Genomic DNA, 17,557 nt, shown 5'->3' on the forward strand with positions numbered 1-17,557 from the left:
GATGCGGAGTTCCGCTCCGCCGGGCTGGGTGACGCCGGGCATGGCGTGGCGGTGGCTGAGGCTGGGCTGTGCGACATCGGGCTGGGCCCGGAGCCGACTGACGCCGCGCGCGAGCTGGACGTGCTCGGCGAGATCGGGTTCCCCGTGCGCGATGACGATGGCGTCGGTGGCTCCGGTGTGTACGCGAGCAGCAGGGCGAAGTCCCAGGACGCCGGGTTGACACGTCGCAAGGCCGCAGCAACCGGCTCCGATGACGCGACACAACGGCTGTCAAGGCGCCGGTCACATGGAGTGCAGACGGTGCGGCTCCCACCCTCCGTGATCGCGCAGGCCGGCCGGGACGCCGGCCACGACCAGTCGGCGTACGGCACCCGAGCAACCGACCGTCCCGTCACGCCGGAGTCGGAGTCGGAGTCAGCCGAGCCGGGGATTGATCTGTCCACTCAGGAGCTGGACCGCTTTTCGCCTGGGCGGCCGCGCCGTTTCGCGCCGGAGCCGGACGAGATTGACCCGTTCCCGGCGGACCGGAGCCGCTTAGCGCCGGAACTCACCGCGTTCGCGCCCGAGGCCGGATCGTTCGTCCCGGAATCATTCACCTCGGCACCGCTCGAGCCCGAGCCGCTCGCCTCGGCACCGTTCAAGACCGAGCCGTTCACTTCGGGACCGTTCAAGACGGAGCCGTTCACCTCGGCACCACTCGAAGCCGATTCATTCGCTCCGGTGCCGCTCGAGGCCGATCCCTTCGCCCCGGCGCAACGCACGCCCGAGCCCTTCGCGCCGGCGCCGCTCACATCGGAGCCTTTCGCGCCGGAGGCCGACCGCTTCTCCGCAGCCTCTGATCCGTTCTCGTCGGAGCCCTATCCGCTCCGCCCCGGCTACGGCAGCCCCTCCTCCACCGGGCCGGACGCCATGCCCGACGAGAGCGCGGGCCCGCGTCCACCGGCTGGGCGCAAGCGCTGGACGACCCGCGACGACGACTACCTTCCGCCCGCTGCCGGCGGATTCCGCAGCGGCCAGGACGCGACGGAACCGGAACTGTTCCCGGCCACAGACCCGTCGACGTTCCCGACCGATCCCTCAGCCATCAACGGGCCGCGCGCCACCACCCCCTGGCCGGCGCAACTCGACGACCAGGACCAACGCACCCGCCAGTCAGCATCCCGCCGCTACGAATAAGCCGCCCGGTCAAGACGCGCGAATTCGCCGCGCAGAACGAGCCGCGCAGAACGAGCCGCGCGGAACGAGCCGCGCAGAACGAGCCGCGCGAATTGGCCCCGCGGAAGGAGCCGCACGGAACAAGCCGCGCGAATTGGCCGCGCTCTGCCGTGCCGATCCACCGCCGGCGCGGCACCGCCGGCGCGGCACGCCGGGTTGCAGGCGGGCTCGCCGTGGACCAACGCTGAGCTGAGGAAACGTCCGGGGGAACGGCGGAACGCCATCCCACCAGCACGATGAACGCCACCCCAACCGGCGCAGCGGGACGCCATCCAAGAAGGCACGTCTCCCAAGCGCGGCGGGACACCCGTCCAAGGAGCCACCCCCACCGAGCGCGGCGGGACGCCCGCCCGAAGAGCCACCCCCACCGCAGCACGGTGAGACGCCCGACCGACGAGCCCACCCGCACCGCAGCACGGTGAGACGCCCGACCGACGAGCCACCCCACCGCAGCGCGGCGGGACGCCGGTCGGAGAGCCACCCGCATCGCAGCGTGCCGGGACGCAGCCCGAGCGCGCACCTACCGCTCCGCCGGCCTTGCAGCTCCACCCCGAACCGGCCGGCCCAGCAACCCCCAACCCCGTCAGTGATCCCGAGGCAGATCACCAGGAGCGGTAGCCCATCCCGTATCCGCCTCCGCTCCCAGCGCAAACCCCACCGTCCCACCCCGCTGCACGAACGACTCCGGCAGCCACGACTTCTTCAGCACCGCCCCGTTCAACCGCACCCCCCGCACGTACGTCTCCGTCCCGTCGGCGTTGATCGTCAGCCGCACCCCATTACCGCGGTCGATCTCGATGCGGGTGAACACCGGGCTGCCGAGCAGCAGTTCCGCCCTGCCCGGCACCTGCGGGAACAGGCCGATGGCCGCGAACACGTACCAGGCGCTCATCGTGCCCAGGTCGTCGTTGCCGGGGAGACCGGCCGGGCCGGTGCCGTACGCGGTGTCCACGATCTGCCGTACGGTTTCCTGCGTCTTCCACGGCTGTCCGAGCGCGTTGTACAGCCACGGCGCGTGGATGCCGGGCTCGTTCGTTGGGTCGTAGCGCAGCGCGTTGCCGCCGAGGACCGCCCAGTTGCCGTTCTCGTCGTGGAAGAAGCCGTCGAGCCGGGTGGCCGCCGCCGTCCGGCCGCCCATGAGGCCGGCCAGGCCGGACACGTCCTGCGGCACCATCCACGTGTACGTGGCGCTCGACCCCTGCGCGAAGCCGGCGTCCGTGGCCGGGGTGAAGCCGCTCTGCCAGCTCCCGTCGGCCCGGCGCGCCGCCTGGTAGCCGACCGCGGGGTTGAAGGTGTTCTTCCAGTAGTCGCCGCGCGGGAGCAGCTGGCGGTACAGGTCGGTACGCCCGGCCCGCTGCGCCCACATGGCGAGGGAGAAGTCGGCGAGGGAGTTCTCCAGCGTCTCCGCGGCCCCGCCCCAGCAGTGGCAGATGTCGTTCGCGGCGTACTTGAGGGCGAGGTACGTGTCGAGCGTCGGCCGCTGTCCCAGGCACTGGCCGGGGCAACCGGCGTCGGAGAGCGCGTCGGGGTTCTGCACGGTGGCCTGCTCGACCAGCGAGTCGAGGGCGCCGCGGACGTCGAAGTTGCGGACGCCCATCGCGTAGTACGTGGCGAGCGTGGGCGCCGCCGGGTCGCCGGTCATGACGTGGGTCGGGGCGCCGAGGTGCAGCCAGCGGTCCCAGATGCCCCGGTTCTGCGCGGCGAAGTCCATCATCGACTGCGCCATGTCACCGGCCACGTCCGGGCGCAGGATGGCCAGCAGCTGGATCTGCGCACGGTACTGGTCCCAGCCGGAGAACGTGCCGTACACGGCTTTCTGTCCCGGGCGGAGGCTGTGGATCTGCAGGTCGGCGCCGAGGTAACGGCCGTCGATGTCGTTCATGGTCTGCGGCTGCATGAGCGAGTGGTAGACGGCGGTGTAGAAGGCCGTCGTGCGAGCCTCGGTGCCGCCGCCGACGCGGATCCGCTTCAGCTCGGTGGTCCAGGCCGCGCGGGTGGCGGCCGCGACCGAGTCGACGGTCGCGCCGTCGGGCACTTCCGCCTCCCGGTTGGCCGCGGCGCCGGCGAGGCTGACGTACGAGATCCCGATGCGCATCCGCACGTCGGTGTCCGTACCGGTGTCGAAGCCCACCCACCCGCCGGAGCCGCGACCGGCCCGGTCGGCGCCGGTCAGGTAACCTTCGCCGCCGCTGGCCGAGGTACCTCCGGGGGTGACCGCCGAGTCCTTCCACGTGCCGGTCCGCGCGAAGTCACGGTCGAACACCGCGCTGAAGTAGAGCCGGTAGTACGAGCGCCGGTTCGGGTTGGAGGCGCCGCCCCCGTTGCCGCGCCGTCCGCAGAAACCCCCGGTCAGGACCGAGCCGTTCACCGTACGGGCGGCGGCGTCGATGCTGACCTCGGCGTCCTCGCTGCCGTTCAGCGAGTTCGACGTGCGGAACAGCAGGTTGGCGGCCGCCCCGGCGGGGAACGAGAAGTCCCCGATGCCCGCCCGGGTGCTCACCGCCAGGTCGGTGCGCGCGCCGGAGTCGAGCGTGACCGTGTACCGCCCCGGGCTCGCCGACTCGTTGGCGTGCGAGAACGTGGCCGCGTACTTGGCGTCGCGGGTGTCGGCGGTCGGTGAGGTGTCCACGTCACCCACGTACGGCATGATCGGCACGTCACCCGCGGCGCCCGGATTGCACCCCGCGCCGTTGACGTGGGTGAGGCTGAACCCGCGCACCTTCGTGACGTTGTACTCGTACCCGTTGGCGGCGCCGGTGCTGGTCTGGTCGCCGGTGGTGCTGGTCGGGCTCCACGCGATCATGCCGAACGGCCGGGTGGCTCCGGGCCAGGTGTTGCCGCCCCGCGAGCTGCCGATGAACGGGTCGACGTACGCGGCGGGGTCCGCCACGAGCGGCACGGGCGCGGGTGCGGCTTCCGCCCGTACGGCCGGGGCCCCGGAAACGACCAGAAGCGTTCCCACGGCCGCGGCCAGCAGGGAACGGACACGAGACTTCGACATGGACCGACCCTACGGTGACGTCGACGATCACCGATACGTCTGAGGATCATCCCCGCGGTGAATGCTCGGCGAACCCGCCCGCCTCGGCCAGCCATGCGTCGAACGTCTGCGCCCCGCGCGGCCCCGGGCCGGTCGGCAGCAGTCCGCCGGTACGCATCGGACCGGGCAGCCAGAGGGGTACCACCGGCCGGCGCCGGGCAAGCCCGGCCCGGATCACCCGCCGGGCCATGTCGACCAGGGACTCGACGCGCGGCCCGGCCAGGTCCCCCGCCATGCCCTTCGGCTCCCCGGCGGCCAGCTCCACCAGCGCCTCGGCGACTTCCCTGACGGCGATCGGCTGCACCTTCATCGCGGGCACCAGCGCCACCGGTCCCGGGAGCCGGTCGAGGATCTGTCCGGGGAACTCGTGGAACTGCGTGGCCCGCAGCACGCTCCACGGCACCCCGCCCTCGCGCACGACCGCCTCCTGGCGCAGTTTCCCCTGGTAGTAGCCGGTCTTCACGCGGTCGATGCCGACGATCGAGAGGGTGACGTGGTGTCGTACGCCGGCCCGCGCCTCCGCCTCCAGCAGGGTGCGCCCGGCCCTGTCGAAGAAGCCGACGGCGGCTTCCCGCTTCATGGTGGTGACGTTGCTGACGTCGATCGTCGTCTCCACCCCGGCCAGCGCCGCGTCGAGCCCGGAGCCGGTGAGCAGGTCGACGCCCGCCGCCCGGGACAGCGGAACCGGCTCGTGCCCCGCGCGGCTCAGCAGCTCGACCACGTGCCGCCCGGTCAGGCCGGTGCCGCCCGCGACTGCAACCTTCATCGTTCGCTCCCTCCGAGGACCACCGCATGTCTCGCACAGGGGACGAGACACCGATCCGGAACGTGACAGGGCGGCTCAGGACGGCGGGTCACCACGTGCCACCACAGCCAGCCCTCCTCCGGTACGGACCGCCGCCAGATCGCCTCCTTCATCGGTACGCAGCACCTTGGCCCCGTCGCGCCCGAGCTTCGCGAGCAACGACGCGTTCGGGTGCCCGTAGTCGTTGTGCAGGCCCACGGACACCAGCGCAACGGCCGGGTCGACGGCGTCGACGAACTCGGGCGACTGGTACGCGCTGCCGTGATGCGCCACCTTCAGCACGTCGGCCCGTACCGCACGAGCGCCGACGTGCCGGAGCACCTCGTCCTGCTCCTCCGTCTCCGCGTCGCCCGGCAGCAGCACCGTCCGGCCGTCCACCCGGGCCAGCAGGATCAGCGAGTTGTTGTTGGGGTCGGAGTTCGTCCCGTGCAGCGGCTCGAACGGCCCGATGACGGTCATCTCCAGCCCGCCGGCCGCGTACCGCCAGCCCGGTCCGACGGCGGTCATGGGCACCCGCGCGGCGCCGGCCTCGGCGGCGACGGCTGCCCGGCCGGCGGGCGGCTCCGGCCAGTCCGGCGTGACGACCGCGCCGACGGTACGCCCGCGGAACACCCCTTTCACCCCGCCGATGTGGTCCACATGGAAGTGGCTGACGACGAACAGCACGACCTGCCGTACGCCCAACCGCCGCAGGCAGTGGTCCACCGCGTCCGGCTCGGGCCCGGCGTCCACGACAACCGCCTGTCCCCGGCCCACCGGCAGCACCACGGCGTCGCCCTGGCCCACCGCGCAGGTCACGACGATCCAGCGCGGCGGCGGCCATCCCGAGGCGAGCAGCCGTACGGGCAGCGCCCCCAGCATCGCCCCGGCCGCGACCACCGCCGCCAGCCGCCGTACGACGGGCCTGCGCGCCGCCACCAGCAACGCCACGGTGAGCGCCCCCAGCAGCACGGCACCGCCCACGCCACCGGGCCACGGCAGCGCGCCCGCGGGCACCCTCGCCCCGTACGTCGCCACGACCACGAGCCACCGCGTGGGCCACTGCCCCACCCACGCCGTGAACTCGGCGCCGGCCGGCCACACCGGTGACAGCACGGCGGCCGACACCCCGAGCAGCGTCGCGGGCGCGATGGCCGGCACGACCAGCAGGTTCGCCGGCACGGCCACGAGGCTGACGCTGGCGGACAGCCCGGTCACGACGGGCCCGCAGGTGACCTGGGCCGCGGCGGGCACGGCCAGCGCCTCCGCCGCCCAGGACGGCCAGCCCCGCCGCACCAACGCGTCCCGCCACCCCGGTGCCACGAGGAGCAGACCGGCGGTGGCCAGCACGGACAGCGCGAACCCGGGATCCCCGGCGAGCTCCGGGTCGGCGACGATCAGCGCGCCCACTCCCGCCGCCAGCGCGGGCACGGCGGCCCGTGACCGCCCCGTAGCCAGCCCTGCCAGCCCGATCGCCCCCATCGCCGCGGCCCGTACGACGCTCGGCGACGGCCGGGCCAGGATCACGAACCCGACCAGCCCACCGGCGCAGATCACCGCGGTGAGGACCGGTCCGGCCCGCGTCCGCCGGACGGCGAACAGCACCACGCCGAGGATGATCGCCACGTTCGCGCCGCTCACCGCGTTGAGGTGGGTCATGCCGGTGGTGCGGAAGTCCTCCTCGAGCGTGGGCTGCAACCGGCTCGTGTCCCCCACGACCAGCCCCGGCAGCAGCCCACCGACGTCGTCGGGCAGCGGTTCGCACGCGCGTTGGAGCCCGGCCCGCAGCGAACCGGCGGCGCGCTGCGACCACGACGGCCGACCGTGCAGCACCGGAGCGTCCTTGACGGACAGCACGGCGGCGCGCAGGTCGCCGCCCCGCGGGGCGAGGAGCTTGCCGGTCGCCGAGAGCCGCTGCCCCGGCAGCAACGGCCGCCACGCCGGGTTCTTCCCGAGCACGATCGCCCGCGCCGACAGCCGCATCGCGGGGGCGTCCTCCGGCTGCAGCCCGTTCAGCTCCACCGAGACCAGGTACGTGGGCGGCAGGCCCGGCGACCCGTCGAGCGCCCGGGGGTCGTCCCGCACGACCAGCTCCGCCCGTACGGTGGCCCCGGCGGCGACCAGAGCGGCCAGCGGACCCGCCTCGCGCACACTGACCCGGGCGGCGGTGGCGACGGCCCCGCACCCGGCACCGAGCAGCACGGCCGCGACCACCCACCGCCCGCCGTCCCGCCACAGCCGGCCGGCCCACCCGCCGAGGGACGAAGCCGGCGCGATGGCAGCGGCGACAGCAGTGAGCAGGGCGATTCCCCCCACGGCGAGTCCCACCCGGAACGGCAGGTGGAGGGCCGCCAGCGCGGCCAGCCAGCATCCGACGGCGAACCCGGCGAGCCGCAGGTCCGCCCTCATACCGTCACCAGGTCCTTGAGCTGCTCGAAGCGCGCGTCCCCGATGCCGTCGACCTTGCGCAGGTCCGTGACGGCCTTGAAGCCGCCCTGGGCGTCCCGGGCGTCGAGGATCCGCTGGGCGAGTACCGGACCCACCCCCGGCAGCGTGTCGAGGTCGGCGAGCGTCGCGGTGTTCAGGTTGACCGGCCCTCCGCCGCCCGCCGGTCCCGGGCCGGCCGGTGCGGTCGGTGCGGCGCCGGGCGGCGGCGTGACACCGACCATGATCAGCTCACCGTCGACGACCTTGCGGGCCAGATTGAGCGGGGCGACGTCGACGCCGGGCACCGCTCCCCCGGCGGCCCGCAGGGCATCGGCCACCCGCGCCCCGGACTTCAACTGCACGAGCCCGGGCCTTCGCACTCTGCCCCCGACCGCCACCACCACCTCGGCCGCTGCGGACGGGGAGGCCGGGGCGCCGGTGACGGCCTCGATCGAGGGTACCGGTACCGGCTCCACCCGCGGCCGCGACCGCCACGCGATCAGAGCGGCGACCAGCACGACCACGGCCGCGACGGCAGCGAGCGCCTTGACGCCCCGCCGTCCCGGATCGAACGCCCCCAACCGCGACGTCGCACCCGCGCCGAACACCCCCGGACCGGGCGCGGGGCCCTCCTCGCCGGCCGATCGCAGCGGCGTGTCCGAAGCGGACCAGGCGGGCCGGCAAGCAAGATCCCCCGGCCCGCTCGGCGCGGGACTCACGGGTTCCCCCGCCGAGGGCAGCGTCACATCATCCGGCCAGCCAGGCGCATCAGGCGGCCAGCCCGGCACAGCCTCCGACCACCCGGGCACCACATCCACCCAGCTGAGCCGTGACCCACCCGGCGCGGGCCACCCCGGCGCAGAAGGCGAGGCCGGCGAAGAAGGCGACGAGGGGGGAGGAACAGCGTCCCCGGGCGGCGCAGCCCACGGCGACCCGGGTCGAAACCCGGAGGACTCGGCAGGTGGCACCGCCGCCCGCGCCAGGACCGTGCTGAGCCTGGCACGTACGGCCGCTTCGGATTCGTTCGCCTCAGACACGCCGCGACCGTAGGGTTTCGGCGGCGAGGAGCGCCGGAGCGCCTGTGGACGGCGGCGCAGTGTGGACAACCGGGAGATCGATGAAATCTGTGGTACAGCCCGAGGTCGTGGAGCGGCTGCGCGCCGCCGGCTGCGTGTTCGCCGAAGACGAGGCAGCGGTCCTCACGCAAGCCGCTCCCGACGCCGCCACGCTGGGGGAACTCGTCCGCCGCCGGGTCGAGGGCGAGCCGTTGGAGCAGGTCGTCGGCTACGCGGACTTCTGCGGCGTCCGGGTCCGGCTACGCCCCGGCGTCTTCGTCCCCCGCTTCCGCAGCGGCCTGCTGGTCACTCTGGCGGCGGCGCACGCGGGAGCGCGGAGCACGGTCCTGGACCTCTGCTGCGGCTCCGGAGCCCTCGGGATGGCCGTTCGTCACCGCGTACCGTCCATCACCCTGCACGCCGCGGACGCCGACCCCGCCGCCGTGGCCTGCGCCCGCGACAACCTCGGCGGCGACGTGCACCGCAGCGACCTCTTCACCGGCCTGCCCGGCCACCTGCGGGGAACCGTCGACGTCCTGCTCGCGAACGTCCCGTACGTCGCCACCCGCCACCTCCCGTTCCTCCCGGCCGAGGCCCGATTGCACGAGCCCCGCACGGCCCTGGACGGCGGCGAGGACGGCCTCGACCTGTTCCGCTCCGTCGTGGCCGAGGCTCCGGCCTGGCTGGCCCCCGGCGGCCTGCTGCTCTCCGAGGTCACCGAGGCGCAGGTACCGGCGGCCGTCGATGCCGTGCGTGCGGCGGGTCTGCGGGCCGCCGTGCATTCCGATGACGACCTTGATGCGACGGTCGTGACAGGCGCGTCCCCGAGGCGATAAGGTCGGCGGCCGACCGACACGCGGGGAGGGCACGAGCGCCGTGGGGCTGTTCCGCAGTGTTGCCCGGGCGCGCCTGGCGAGCCAGGTTCTCCGGCGCCTGCGCCGGGCCGGCGTGCCGGATGCCCGCTACCACCGGGCCTCGTTCACGGTGCACGCGACGCGGCCGGGCGACGGCGAGCCGAGCGTGCTGCGCCTCGACGAGGTGGTCCGCGGCCGGGCGGCCGAGTTCGTCACCGCGTTCCTGCGGGCGCCGGGGCTGCCGGCGACCTGGGCGCAGGCCCGGCCGCTGCTGCGCCCGGTGCTGCGCGGGGCGGTTCCGCCGGCCGAGGTCGGCGCCCCGCTGAGCCGGCCCGCGTTCCCGTTCCTCGCCGAATACGTGGTGGTGGACCAGCCGGACACGATGACGTACGTGAACGCCGCGCACGGCTGGGGCGTGACCGACGACGAGGTGTTCGCCGCCGCGCGCGCCAACCTGTCCGGGGCGACGCTGGTGGGTGCCGCCGATGAGCCGGTGGTGGTGCAGTTCGTGGACGACGGCGACTCGTACTGGACGTCGCACCTGCTGCTCGACGGCTGGCTCGCGGGGCTGGCCGGGCAGGTGGGCGGCCGGCCGGTGGCGTTCGCGCCGGAGCGGGGCACGCTGCTGGTCACCGCGGACGGCAGCGACCTGCTCCCGGGGCTGTTCGCGCAGGCCGAGGCGGCCTTCCTGGCGTCGCCGCGGGCCATCACCCCGATGGCGTACGTGTCCGACGAGCGTGGCCGGACCGTGCCGTATCCGGGGTCGCCGGGCTCACCTCTGGAGGTCTGCGTGCGGCGGGCCGAGGCCGTTCTCGCGGCCCGGGCGTACGAGCGCCAGGCGGAGAGCCTCCCGCTCGCGGCCGAGCTGCTCATCACGAGCCACGGGCGCACGCGGGCCGTGTGGGCCTCGGACGGCCCGGCGCTGCTGCCCCGGGCGGACGAGGTCCAGTACGGCGACACGGTCAAGCCCTGGGACGAGGTCGAGCCGCACCTGATCGCGCAGGGCCTCAACCCGGAACGCTGGCGCGCCGAGAAGTGGCCGGTCTAGCCGCGCCGGTGCACGACCACCCCGGCCACCCCCGGGCCGACGTGGGCGGCCACCACGGCTCCGATCTCGGTGATGTAGCAGTCCCGTAGCCGGTCCCCCAGCCGCATCGCGACCGCGTCGGCGAGCGCCGTGGCCCGGTCGGCGCTGCCCAGGTGGTGCACCGCGATGTCGACGTCGCCGGTGCCGGCGGCCTCCACGGCGAGGTCCACGAGCCGGGCGAGCGCGCGGCCGGCCGTACGGACCTTGTCGCGGACGACGATCGACCCGTCGAGCACGTGCAGGATGGGCTTCACCGACAGCGCGGTGCCGAGCAGGGCCGAGGCGGCGCCGATCCGGCCGCCCCGGCGCAGGTGCTCGAGGGTGTCGACGTAGAACAGCGTGCTCACCTGCGCGGCGTTGTCGGCCGCGGACCGGCGTACCTGCTCCAGCGTGCCGCCCGCGCGGGCCGTGCTGGCCGCGGCGAGCGCCGCGAAGCCCAGCCCCATGCCGGTGGTGCCGCTGTCGACGACCTGGACCTGCGGCCCGACCTCGCCGGCCGCCAGGACCGCGGCGTCGTACGTGCCGGACAGCCGCGACGACAGGTGCACGGACACGACGCCGTCCGCCCCGGAGTCGAGCAGCTTGCGGTACGCGGCGGCGAACTGCCCGGGCGCGGGGCGGGAGGTGCTGACGGTGAAGCGCCGGCCGCCGAGCGCGCGGGCCACCTCGGCCGGCGAGATCTCCAGCCCTTCGAGCCCTTCGTCGCCGTTGATGACGACGGTGAGCGGGACGACGGTCAGGTCGTACGTCCCGCTCAGTTCGGGGGGAAAGTACGCGGTGGAGTCGGTGACGACCGCGACGGGCATGCGGGCACGGTAGCCGATGCGGGGCTAGTTCGCGCGGATCGAGGTCACCACGAACGGCGTGCCCTGCATGCAGGTGGTCATCGTGCCGGGCTGGGAGCGTCCGGTGACGGTGACGGAGGCGCCGTCCTTGGCGGCCGGGCGCAGCTTCTCGTCCCGGATGATCAGCAGGTTGTCGTCGAGCATGAGGCAGCCGGGTTCGACGCCCGCGCTGATCGTGCCGGAGATCGTCCGGGTGCTGGTGTCGACGGGCGTGCTGGTCTCTTCCGTGGGAACGGCGGAAGAGGCGGGTGCCTGCGGGGCGGGCGCTCCGACCGGTTCGGCGGGACCACCGCCTCCGTTGGCGCAGCCGGCGACGGACAGCGCCAGCGCGGTCGCGGCGAGCAGAGTCGTGCGTCGGATCATCATGGCCCTTGGACGCTACCGGCCCGCCGATCCGTTCCGGGCGGAGGTGGTCAAACCGGCGGCGGGACCGGCCGCTCGGAGAACGGCCCCACGTTGTACGCCGCGAGCTGCCACCCGCGCGATTCGTCGTGGGTGAGCTCCGCCCAGTGGCAGTTCTGCAGCGCACGCAGCGTCCGCAGCTGCTCGCGGGGCCAGCCGAGCAGGTTGCCGATCCCCTGGCGGCCCGCGGCACCGTGGGTGGCCACCACGACCGTGCCGCCCTCGGGCACGGAGCCGGCGGCCTCCTGGAACGCGTCGGCGACCCGTTTGCCCATGGCGTCGAGGGTCTCGATGTCGCCGCCGATGACGTCCTCGCCGGCCTTCCAGCGGGCGTGCTCGCGGGGGCGGGTCTCGGCGACCTCGTCCATCGTCAGGCCCTGCCAGGCGCCGAAGTACCGCTCCCGGAGGCGCTCGTCGTGGCGCACGGAGTGCCCGGTCAGCGCGGCCAGGGCGGCCGCCGTGTCGGCGGCGCGGCGCAGGTCGCTGGAGACCAGGGCGGCGGGGCGCAGCCGGACGAGCAGCTCGGCCGCGTCGACGGCCTGCTGCTCGCCGAGCCCGTTGAGCGGCACGTCGGACTGCCCCTGGACGCGGCCGGCCGCGTTCCAGTCGGTGTTGCCGTGCCGCCAGACGATGAGGCGGGTCGTGGTCATGCCACGCCGGAGGAGTCGGCCTCGACCATGTCGCGGTCGACGAATTCGATCGTCGGGCAGTCCTTCCACAGCCGGTCGAGCGCGTAGAACTCCCGCTCCTCGGTGTGCTGGATGTGCACGACGATGTCGACGTAGTCCAGCAGGACCCAGCGGCCCTGGCGTTCACCCTCGCGGCGGACCGGCTTCGCCTTCTCCGGGAGGTTGATCAGGGCCTCCTCGATGGCGTCGACGATCGCGACGACCTGCCGCTCGTTGGAGGCCGACGCGATGACGAACGCGTCGGTGATGTACAGCTGCTCGGCCACGTCGATGATGACGATGTCCTGAGCTTTCTTGTCGGCGGCGGCCTGCGCTGCCGTCAGCGCGAGCTCGCGGGCGCGGTCGGTGACGGGCACCGGTCTCCCCTCGTCGGGTTTCTTGTCGGGTTCAAGCCTCTCACACCGGTATGACAACCCGATCCGGACAGAGCACCCGAAAGCGGTCGTCAGTCGCGATAAAGATGGCGCTTGGCGATGTACTGCACCACACCATCGGGTACCAGGTACCAGACGGGGTGCCCCTTCGCGACCCGGGCCCGGCAGTCGCTGGACGAGATCGCCATCGCCGGCACCTCCACCAGCGTCACGCTGTCGGCCGGCAGATGGGCGGCGGAGAGCTCGAAGCCCGGCCGGGTGACGCCGACGAAATGCGCCAGCGAGAGCATCTCCAGCGCGTCCTTCCACGACAGGATCCGCTCCAGCGCGTCGGCGCCGGTGATGAAGTACAGATCGGTCTCGGACCCGTAGATCGCGCGCAGGTCCCGCAGGGTGTCGATCGTGTACGTCGGCCCGTCCCGGTCGATGTCCGCGCGGCTCACATGGAAGCGCGGATTCGACGCGGTCGCGATCACCGTCATCAGGTAGCGGTCCTCGGCCGGGCTGACCGCGCCCTTCTGCCAGGGCTGACCGGTCGGCACGAACACCACCTCGTCGAGGTCGAAGCGGCTCTGCACCTCGCTCGCCGCCACCAGGTGACCGTGATGGATCGGGTCGAACGTCCCGCCCATGATCCCGATCCGCCGACGCCTGTCCATCGGCGAATCCTAGATCAATCGCCCGATCAGCTGTCGAGGCGCTTGCGGACCGCGGCCAGCAGATCCTCCGCGGTGAAGGGCTTCTCGAGCAGCGCCACGCCCGGGTCGAGGGTGCCCTGCGAGGCCAGGACCGGCTGGGCGTACCCGGACATGTAGAGCACCCGGGTCTCGGGCCGTACGCCGGTGAGCCGCTCGGCCAGCTCCTTGCCCAGCATGCCGGGCATCACGACGTCGCTGACCAGCAGGTCGATCGTGCCCTCGTGCAGCGCCGCCACCTCGAGCGCCCGGGTGCCGCCGTCGGCCGACAGCACGTGGTAGCCCGCCCCGGACAGGATGCGCCCGGCCACGTCCCGCAGCGCCGCCTCGTCCTCGACCACGAGCAGCGTCTCGCCGTGCCCGAGGGTGGCGGCGGGCTCCGGTTCGGCCGGCTCCTCCGGGGCCTCCCCCTGCGAGGCCGGCAGCAGCACGGTGACGGTGGTGCCCACGCCCGGCTCCGAGGCGATGCCGACGCTGCCGCCGGCCTGGGTGGCGATGCCGTAGACCGTCGCCAGGCCCAGCCCGGCCGCCTCGTGGTTGGGCTTGGTGGTGAAGAACGGCTCGAACGCCCGCTCCACCACGTCCGGCGTCATCCCGCGGCCCGAGTCGCAGACCCGCAGCCGTACGTAGTCGCCGGAAGTCAGCTCCGGGTGCTCGCCGGGCGACAGGTGCGCGGCCGCGGTGTCGATGACGAGGCTGCCACCGCCGGGCATCGCGTCGCGGGCGTTCACGGCGAGGCTGACCAGCAGCTGCTCGATCTGACCCGGGTCACAGGTCACCGTGGGCAGCGTCGCGGCCGGGTTCGTGACCAGCCCGATGTGTTCGCCGAGCGTACGGCGCAGCAGCTCCTCGACCTCGCGGAGCACCTCGTTCAGGTCCAGCACCTGCGGCCGGATCACCTCGCGGCGGGCGAACTTCAGCAGCTGATGGGTGAGGCCGGTGCCCCGTTCGCCGGCCTTGACCACCTGGCGCGCGTCGGCCGCGATGGTGGCCACGTCCGGGCTGGGCGACTCGGCCTCCTCGATGACGAAGTGGGCGTAGTTCACGATCACGCCGAGGAGGTTGTTGAAGTCGTGCGCGATGCCGCCGGCTAGCTGCCCCAGTGCCTCCAGCCGCTGACTGCGGTGCCCCTGCGCCGCCGCCTCCAGCTGCCGGCGCTCGGTGACGTCGCGGACCACCGCCACGGTCAGCTCACCCTGCGCGGTGGAGACGACGGCCAGCGACGCCTCGGCGGGGAACTCCGTGCCGTCGCGCCGGAGCACGCGCAGGGAGACCGTGCCCATCGGCCCGGCACCCATTCCCCGGCCCGAGCGCTTGGCCTCCTCGGGAAAGGCGTCCCGCGCGGCCTCGGTGAGCAACACGTCGGCGTGCTTGCCGAGCAGCTCGTCGCGGGGCCAGCCGAAGATCTCCTCGGCCCGGTCGTTGAGCAGGACGATCCGCCCCTCGTCCATGACGACGATGGCATCCGGGGCAGCCTGCAGAAGACCGCCGGACAGCTCCTCGGACCACTCCACCGCTCACCCCCGTGCTCTCGAGGCTATCCTCTCGAACCGGGAGCAAGGGGCGAAATTCTCTATCCGCGGGCGTGCAGCGCGCGGCGGACGTCGTCGTCGCCGTCCGTGACCACCCGGCGCAGGATCGCCGAGAGATCGCCGCGGCCCAGCAGCCCGGCCGCGAGCTCCCGGGTGCGCTCGGCCACCACCACCGACGGGTACGCCGTGACGGCCAGCCGCTCCCCGCTCATGCCGGTCCGGCGCGCGAGCATCCCCGGCATGTCGGCGAAGTACCGCTCGGCGTACGGCTCGACCAGCGGGAGCTGCTCCGGCTGCCAGAAGCCCTGTGCGGTGGCCTCGAGGATGCGGTTGGACGCGTCCGGATCCGAGATCACGAACTCCCAGGCGCGCGCCTTCGCCTCCGGGTCGGGCAGCGCCGCGCGGCACCGGGCCGCCGCCTGCTCACCCTGGGCGCTGCGGTCGCGCGCCAGCTCGGCCTCGATCCGCTCCGGCCCGGCCGCGCCCAGCACCACCAGGCGCTGCAGGATCAGCCAGCGCAGGTCGGCGTCCACGGCCACGCCGTCGGGCACGTTCTCGCCGTCGAGCCAGCCCTGCAGGCGTGCCGTGTCGACGCTCGAGCCGATCAGCCCGCGCACCCCGGCGAGCTGGCGCGAGCTGCCCGGCTCGGCGGCGGCGACCAGCCGGTCGCAGGCCTGCGCGAGCATCTCCAGCGCGGCGGGCCGGGCCTCCGGCGTCGGATAGCGGTCCACCAGCGCCCGGGTCATCCGCAGCACGTCCTCGACGATGACCACCTCGCGCTCCACCGGCAGCGCGGCCAGCACCAGCGTGACCAGCTCGGCGACCGGCCGTTCGCCGTCGGTGACGGCGTCCAGCATCCCGCTCCACAGCACCGCGCGGGCGAGCGAGTCGTCCAGGAGCGGCAGGATCGCGGGCACGGCGGCGGCCGACTCGGGGTCGAGCCGGATCTTCGCGTACGCGAGGTCACCGTCGTTGACGAGCAGCAGGTCGGCGGCGGGCTCCCCGGCCAGCTCCGCGATCACGGTCCGGGCGCCGTCGGTCTCCGGGTCCACGTCGACCTCGATCATCCGGCGCCGGGTCACCGCACCGTCCGCGCCGCGGTCGTAGAGCCCCAGGCAGAGCTTGTGCGGGCGCAGCACCGGATGACCGTCCGGAGCGGTCTGCACGAGGGTGACCTGTTCATACCGGCCGTCGTCGGTGCGCTCGACCTCGGCGCGCAGCGTGTTGACCTGTTCGCGGCGCAGCCACACGTCGGCCCACCCGCCGAGGTCGCGGCCGCTGGCCCGGGACACGGCGGCGAGCAGGTCGGCCAGCGTGGCGTTGCCGTACGCGTGCGCCGCGAAGTGCTCGTTGAGCCCCGCGAGGAACGCCTTGTCCCCCACGTACGCGACGAGCTGCCGGAGCACGGCGGCGCCCTTCGCATACGAGATGCCGTCGAAGTTGAGCAGCGCCAGCGCGGTGTCGTCGACGTCGGCCGGCGCGACCGGATGCGTCGAGGGGCGCTGGTCGGCGCGCATGCCCCACGCCTTGCGCTGCATCGCGAAGGTCGTCCAGGTCTCGGTGAACCGGGTGGCCTCGGCGGTGATCCGGGTGCCCAGGTATTCCGCGAACGACTCGTTGAGCCACAGGTCGTCCCACCACGCCATGGTCACCAGGTCGCCGAACCACTGGTGGGCCATCTCGTGGGCCACGACCATCGCCCGCTGCTCGCGCTGGCCGTCGGTGACCGCGGAGCGGTAGATGAACTCGTCGCGGAACACGACGATCCCCGGGTTCTCCATCGCGCCGAAGTTGAACTCCGGCACGAACGCCTGCCCGTAGTGACCGAACGGGTATCGCACGTCGAAGAGCTCGTGATAGCGGTCCAGGCACTGCTTCGTGACCGTGAACAGCTCGTCCGCCTGCTCGTCGAGGTGCTCGGCGAGCGCCTGCCGGCAGTACAGGGCCAGCGGGATGCCGTCGTGCTCGTCGGTCACCGCGTGGTACGGCCCGGCGATCAGCGACACGAAATACGTGGCCAGCGGCTTGGTCTGCGCGAACTCCCAGCGCCCGCCGCCCGCCGCACCCATCCGTTCGCCGTTGGCCGCCACCAGCCAGCCCTCGGGCGCGGTGACCGCCAGCGTGAACGGCGCCTTGAGGTCCGGCTGGTCGAAGCAGGGGAAGATGCGCCGGGCGCCGTCCAGGAACATGTGCGCGTACAGGTAGACGCGGTCGTCGGCCGGGTCGACGAAGCGGTGCAGGCCCTCGCCGGTGTTCGAGTAGCGCATCTCCGCCTCGGCCACCAGCTCGTTGGTGGCGGCGAGCCCGGTCAGCGTGAGCCGCTCGCCGGCCAACGCGGACGGCTCCAGCCGGGTGCCGTTGAGCGTCGCCGAGATCAGTGAGGCGGGCTCCCACTCGACGAACGTCGAGCCGCCCGGCTCGGCGGAGAACGTCAGCACCGTCCGCGACCGGAACGTGTCACCGGGTGCGGTGATGTCCAGGTCGACGGCGTAGTCCGTGACGGTGATGGCGGCGGCCCTCTCGGTGGCCTCGGCGCGGGTCAGGCTCGGCATGCCGAC

At 73.6% G+C, this 17,557-nt stretch carries 13 protein-coding genes; 2 read left to right on the forward strand and 11 right to left on the reverse strand.

Annotated features, from left to right (window positions below; genetic code table 11):
- Positions 1–1,798: 1,798 nt before the first annotated feature.
- The 4 genes from COUCH_RS31875 to COUCH_RS31890 form a co-directional block, all read right to left on the reverse strand.
- A complete protein-coding gene (locus COUCH_RS31875; protein ID WP_249608897.1) occupies positions 1,799–4,216 on the reverse strand; it encodes a GH92 family glycosyl hydrolase in 2,418 nt (805 codons plus the stop codon).
- A 46-nt stretch (positions 4,217–4,262) separates the two neighbouring features.
- On the reverse strand, positions 4,263–5,021 hold the full coding sequence (locus COUCH_RS31880; protein ID WP_249608898.1) for an SDR family oxidoreductase: 759 nt from the start codon (positions 5,019–5,021) through the stop codon (positions 4,263–4,265).
- A 75-nt stretch (positions 5,022–5,096) separates the two neighbouring features.
- Positions 5,097–7,448 carry a ComEC/Rec2 family competence protein gene (locus tag COUCH_RS31885; RefSeq protein ID WP_249608899.1) on the reverse strand — a complete coding sequence of 784 codons (2,352 nt, stop codon included), beginning with the start codon at positions 7,446–7,448 and terminating at the stop codon, positions 5,097–5,099.
- Entirely contained in the window at positions 7,445–8,254 is an 810-nt protein-coding gene (locus tag COUCH_RS31890) for a ComEA family DNA-binding protein (protein WP_430641012.1), read from the reverse strand. Before COUCH_RS31890 ends, COUCH_RS31885 begins: the two co-directional genes overlap by 4 nt.
- Positions 8,255–8,583: 329 nt before the next feature.
- Between COUCH_RS31890 and COUCH_RS31895 the strand changes: the two genes are divergently transcribed.
- Together COUCH_RS31895 and COUCH_RS31900 are read left to right on the forward strand one after the other, a co-directional pair.
- Positions 8,584–9,357 carry a putative protein N(5)-glutamine methyltransferase gene (locus tag COUCH_RS31895; RefSeq protein WP_249608900.1) on the forward strand — a complete coding sequence of 258 codons (774 nt, stop codon included), beginning with the start codon at positions 8,584–8,586 and terminating at the stop codon, positions 9,355–9,357.
- 40 nt (positions 9,358–9,397) lie between these two features.
- Positions 9,398–10,423 carry a hypothetical protein gene (locus COUCH_RS31900; RefSeq protein WP_249608901.1) on the forward strand — a complete coding sequence of 342 codons (1,026 nt, stop codon included), beginning with the start codon at positions 9,398–9,400 and terminating at the stop codon, positions 10,421–10,423.
- On the opposite strand, the gene COUCH_RS31905 is transcribed toward COUCH_RS31900, so the two are convergent.
- The 7 genes from COUCH_RS31905 to pepN form a co-directional block, all read right to left on the reverse strand.
- Positions 10,420–11,268, reverse strand: coding sequence for a DegV family protein (locus COUCH_RS31905; RefSeq protein ID WP_249608902.1), 849 nt, complete (start codon positions 11,266–11,268; stop codon positions 10,420–10,422). The two genes, COUCH_RS31900 and COUCH_RS31905, sit on opposite strands and share 4 nt — an antisense overlap.
- A 24-nt stretch (positions 11,269–11,292) precedes the next feature.
- Complete coding sequence (locus COUCH_RS31910) at positions 11,293–11,673, reverse strand: hypothetical protein (RefSeq protein ID WP_249608903.1); 381 nt, start codon at positions 11,671–11,673, stop codon at positions 11,293–11,295.
- Between the two features lie 47 nt (positions 11,674–11,720).
- Entirely contained in the window at positions 11,721–12,359 is a 639-nt protein-coding gene (locus COUCH_RS31915; RefSeq protein WP_249608904.1) for a histidine phosphatase family protein, read from the reverse strand.
- The gene (gene rsfS / locus COUCH_RS31920; RefSeq protein ID WP_249608905.1) at positions 12,356–12,754 is read right to left on the reverse strand and encodes a ribosome silencing factor; all 399 of its coding nucleotides are present in this window, start codon (positions 12,752–12,754) and stop codon (positions 12,356–12,358) included. The genes COUCH_RS31915 and rsfS overlap by 4 nt, the downstream gene beginning before the upstream one ends.
- Positions 12,755–12,843: 89 nt before the next feature.
- On the reverse strand, positions 12,844–13,431 hold the full coding sequence (gene nadD, locus COUCH_RS31925) for a nicotinate-nucleotide adenylyltransferase (protein ID WP_249608906.1): 588 nt from the start codon (positions 13,429–13,431) through the stop codon (positions 12,844–12,846).
- A gap of 26 nt (positions 13,432–13,457) precedes the next feature.
- Entirely contained in the window at positions 13,458–14,981 is a 1,524-nt protein-coding gene (locus COUCH_RS31930) for a hybrid sensor histidine kinase/response regulator (RefSeq protein ID WP_249608907.1), read from the reverse strand.
- Between the two features lie 59 nt (positions 14,982–15,040).
- Positions 15,041–17,551, reverse strand: a complete 2,511-nt coding sequence (gene pepN, locus COUCH_RS31935) for an aminopeptidase N (protein ID WP_249613871.1) — start codon at positions 17,549–17,551, stop codon at positions 15,041–15,043.
- Positions 17,552–17,557: the final 6 nt, after the last annotated feature.

This window comes from Couchioplanes caeruleus (genome assembly GCF_023499255.1).
In the GTDB taxonomy this organism is placed as follows: domain Bacteria; phylum Actinomycetota; class Actinomycetes; order Mycobacteriales; family Micromonosporaceae; genus Actinoplanes; species Actinoplanes caeruleus_A.

What these genes read in the sequence shown, in the direction of transcription:
- COUCH_RS31875 (WP_249608897.1), bottom strand. Translation starts at nt 4,216, where the DNA reads ATGTCGAAGTCTCGTGTCCGTTCCCTGCTGGCCGCGGCCGTGGGAACG.
- COUCH_RS31880 (WP_249608898.1), bottom strand. Translation starts at nt 5,021, where the DNA reads ATGAAGGTTGCAGTCGCGGGCGGCACCGGCCTGACCGGGCGGCACGTG.
- COUCH_RS31885 (WP_249608899.1), bottom strand. Translation starts at nt 7,448, where the DNA reads ATGAGGGCGGACCTGCGGCTCGCCGGGTTCGCCGTCGGATGCTGGCTG.
- COUCH_RS31895 (WP_249608900.1), top strand. Translation starts at nt 8,584, where the DNA reads ATGAAATCTGTGGTACAGCCCGAGGTCGTGGAGCGGCTGCGCGCCGCC.
- COUCH_RS31905 (WP_249608902.1), bottom strand. Translation starts at nt 11,268, where the DNA reads ATGCCCGTCGCGGTCGTCACCGACTCCACCGCGTACTTTCCCCCCGAA.
- COUCH_RS31910 (WP_249608903.1), bottom strand. Translation starts at nt 11,673, where the DNA reads ATGATGATCCGACGCACGACTCTGCTCGCCGCGACCGCGCTGGCGCTG.
- COUCH_RS31915 (WP_249608904.1), bottom strand. Translation starts at nt 12,359, where the DNA reads ATGACCACGACCCGCCTCATCGTCTGGCGGCACGGCAACACCGACTGG.
- nadD (WP_249608906.1), bottom strand. Translation starts at nt 13,431, where the DNA reads ATGGACAGGCGTCGGCGGATCGGGATCATGGGCGGGACGTTCGACCCG.
- pepN (WP_249613871.1), bottom strand. Translation starts at nt 17,551, where the DNA reads ATGCCGAGCCTGACCCGCGCCGAGGCCACCGAGAGGGCCGCCGCCATC.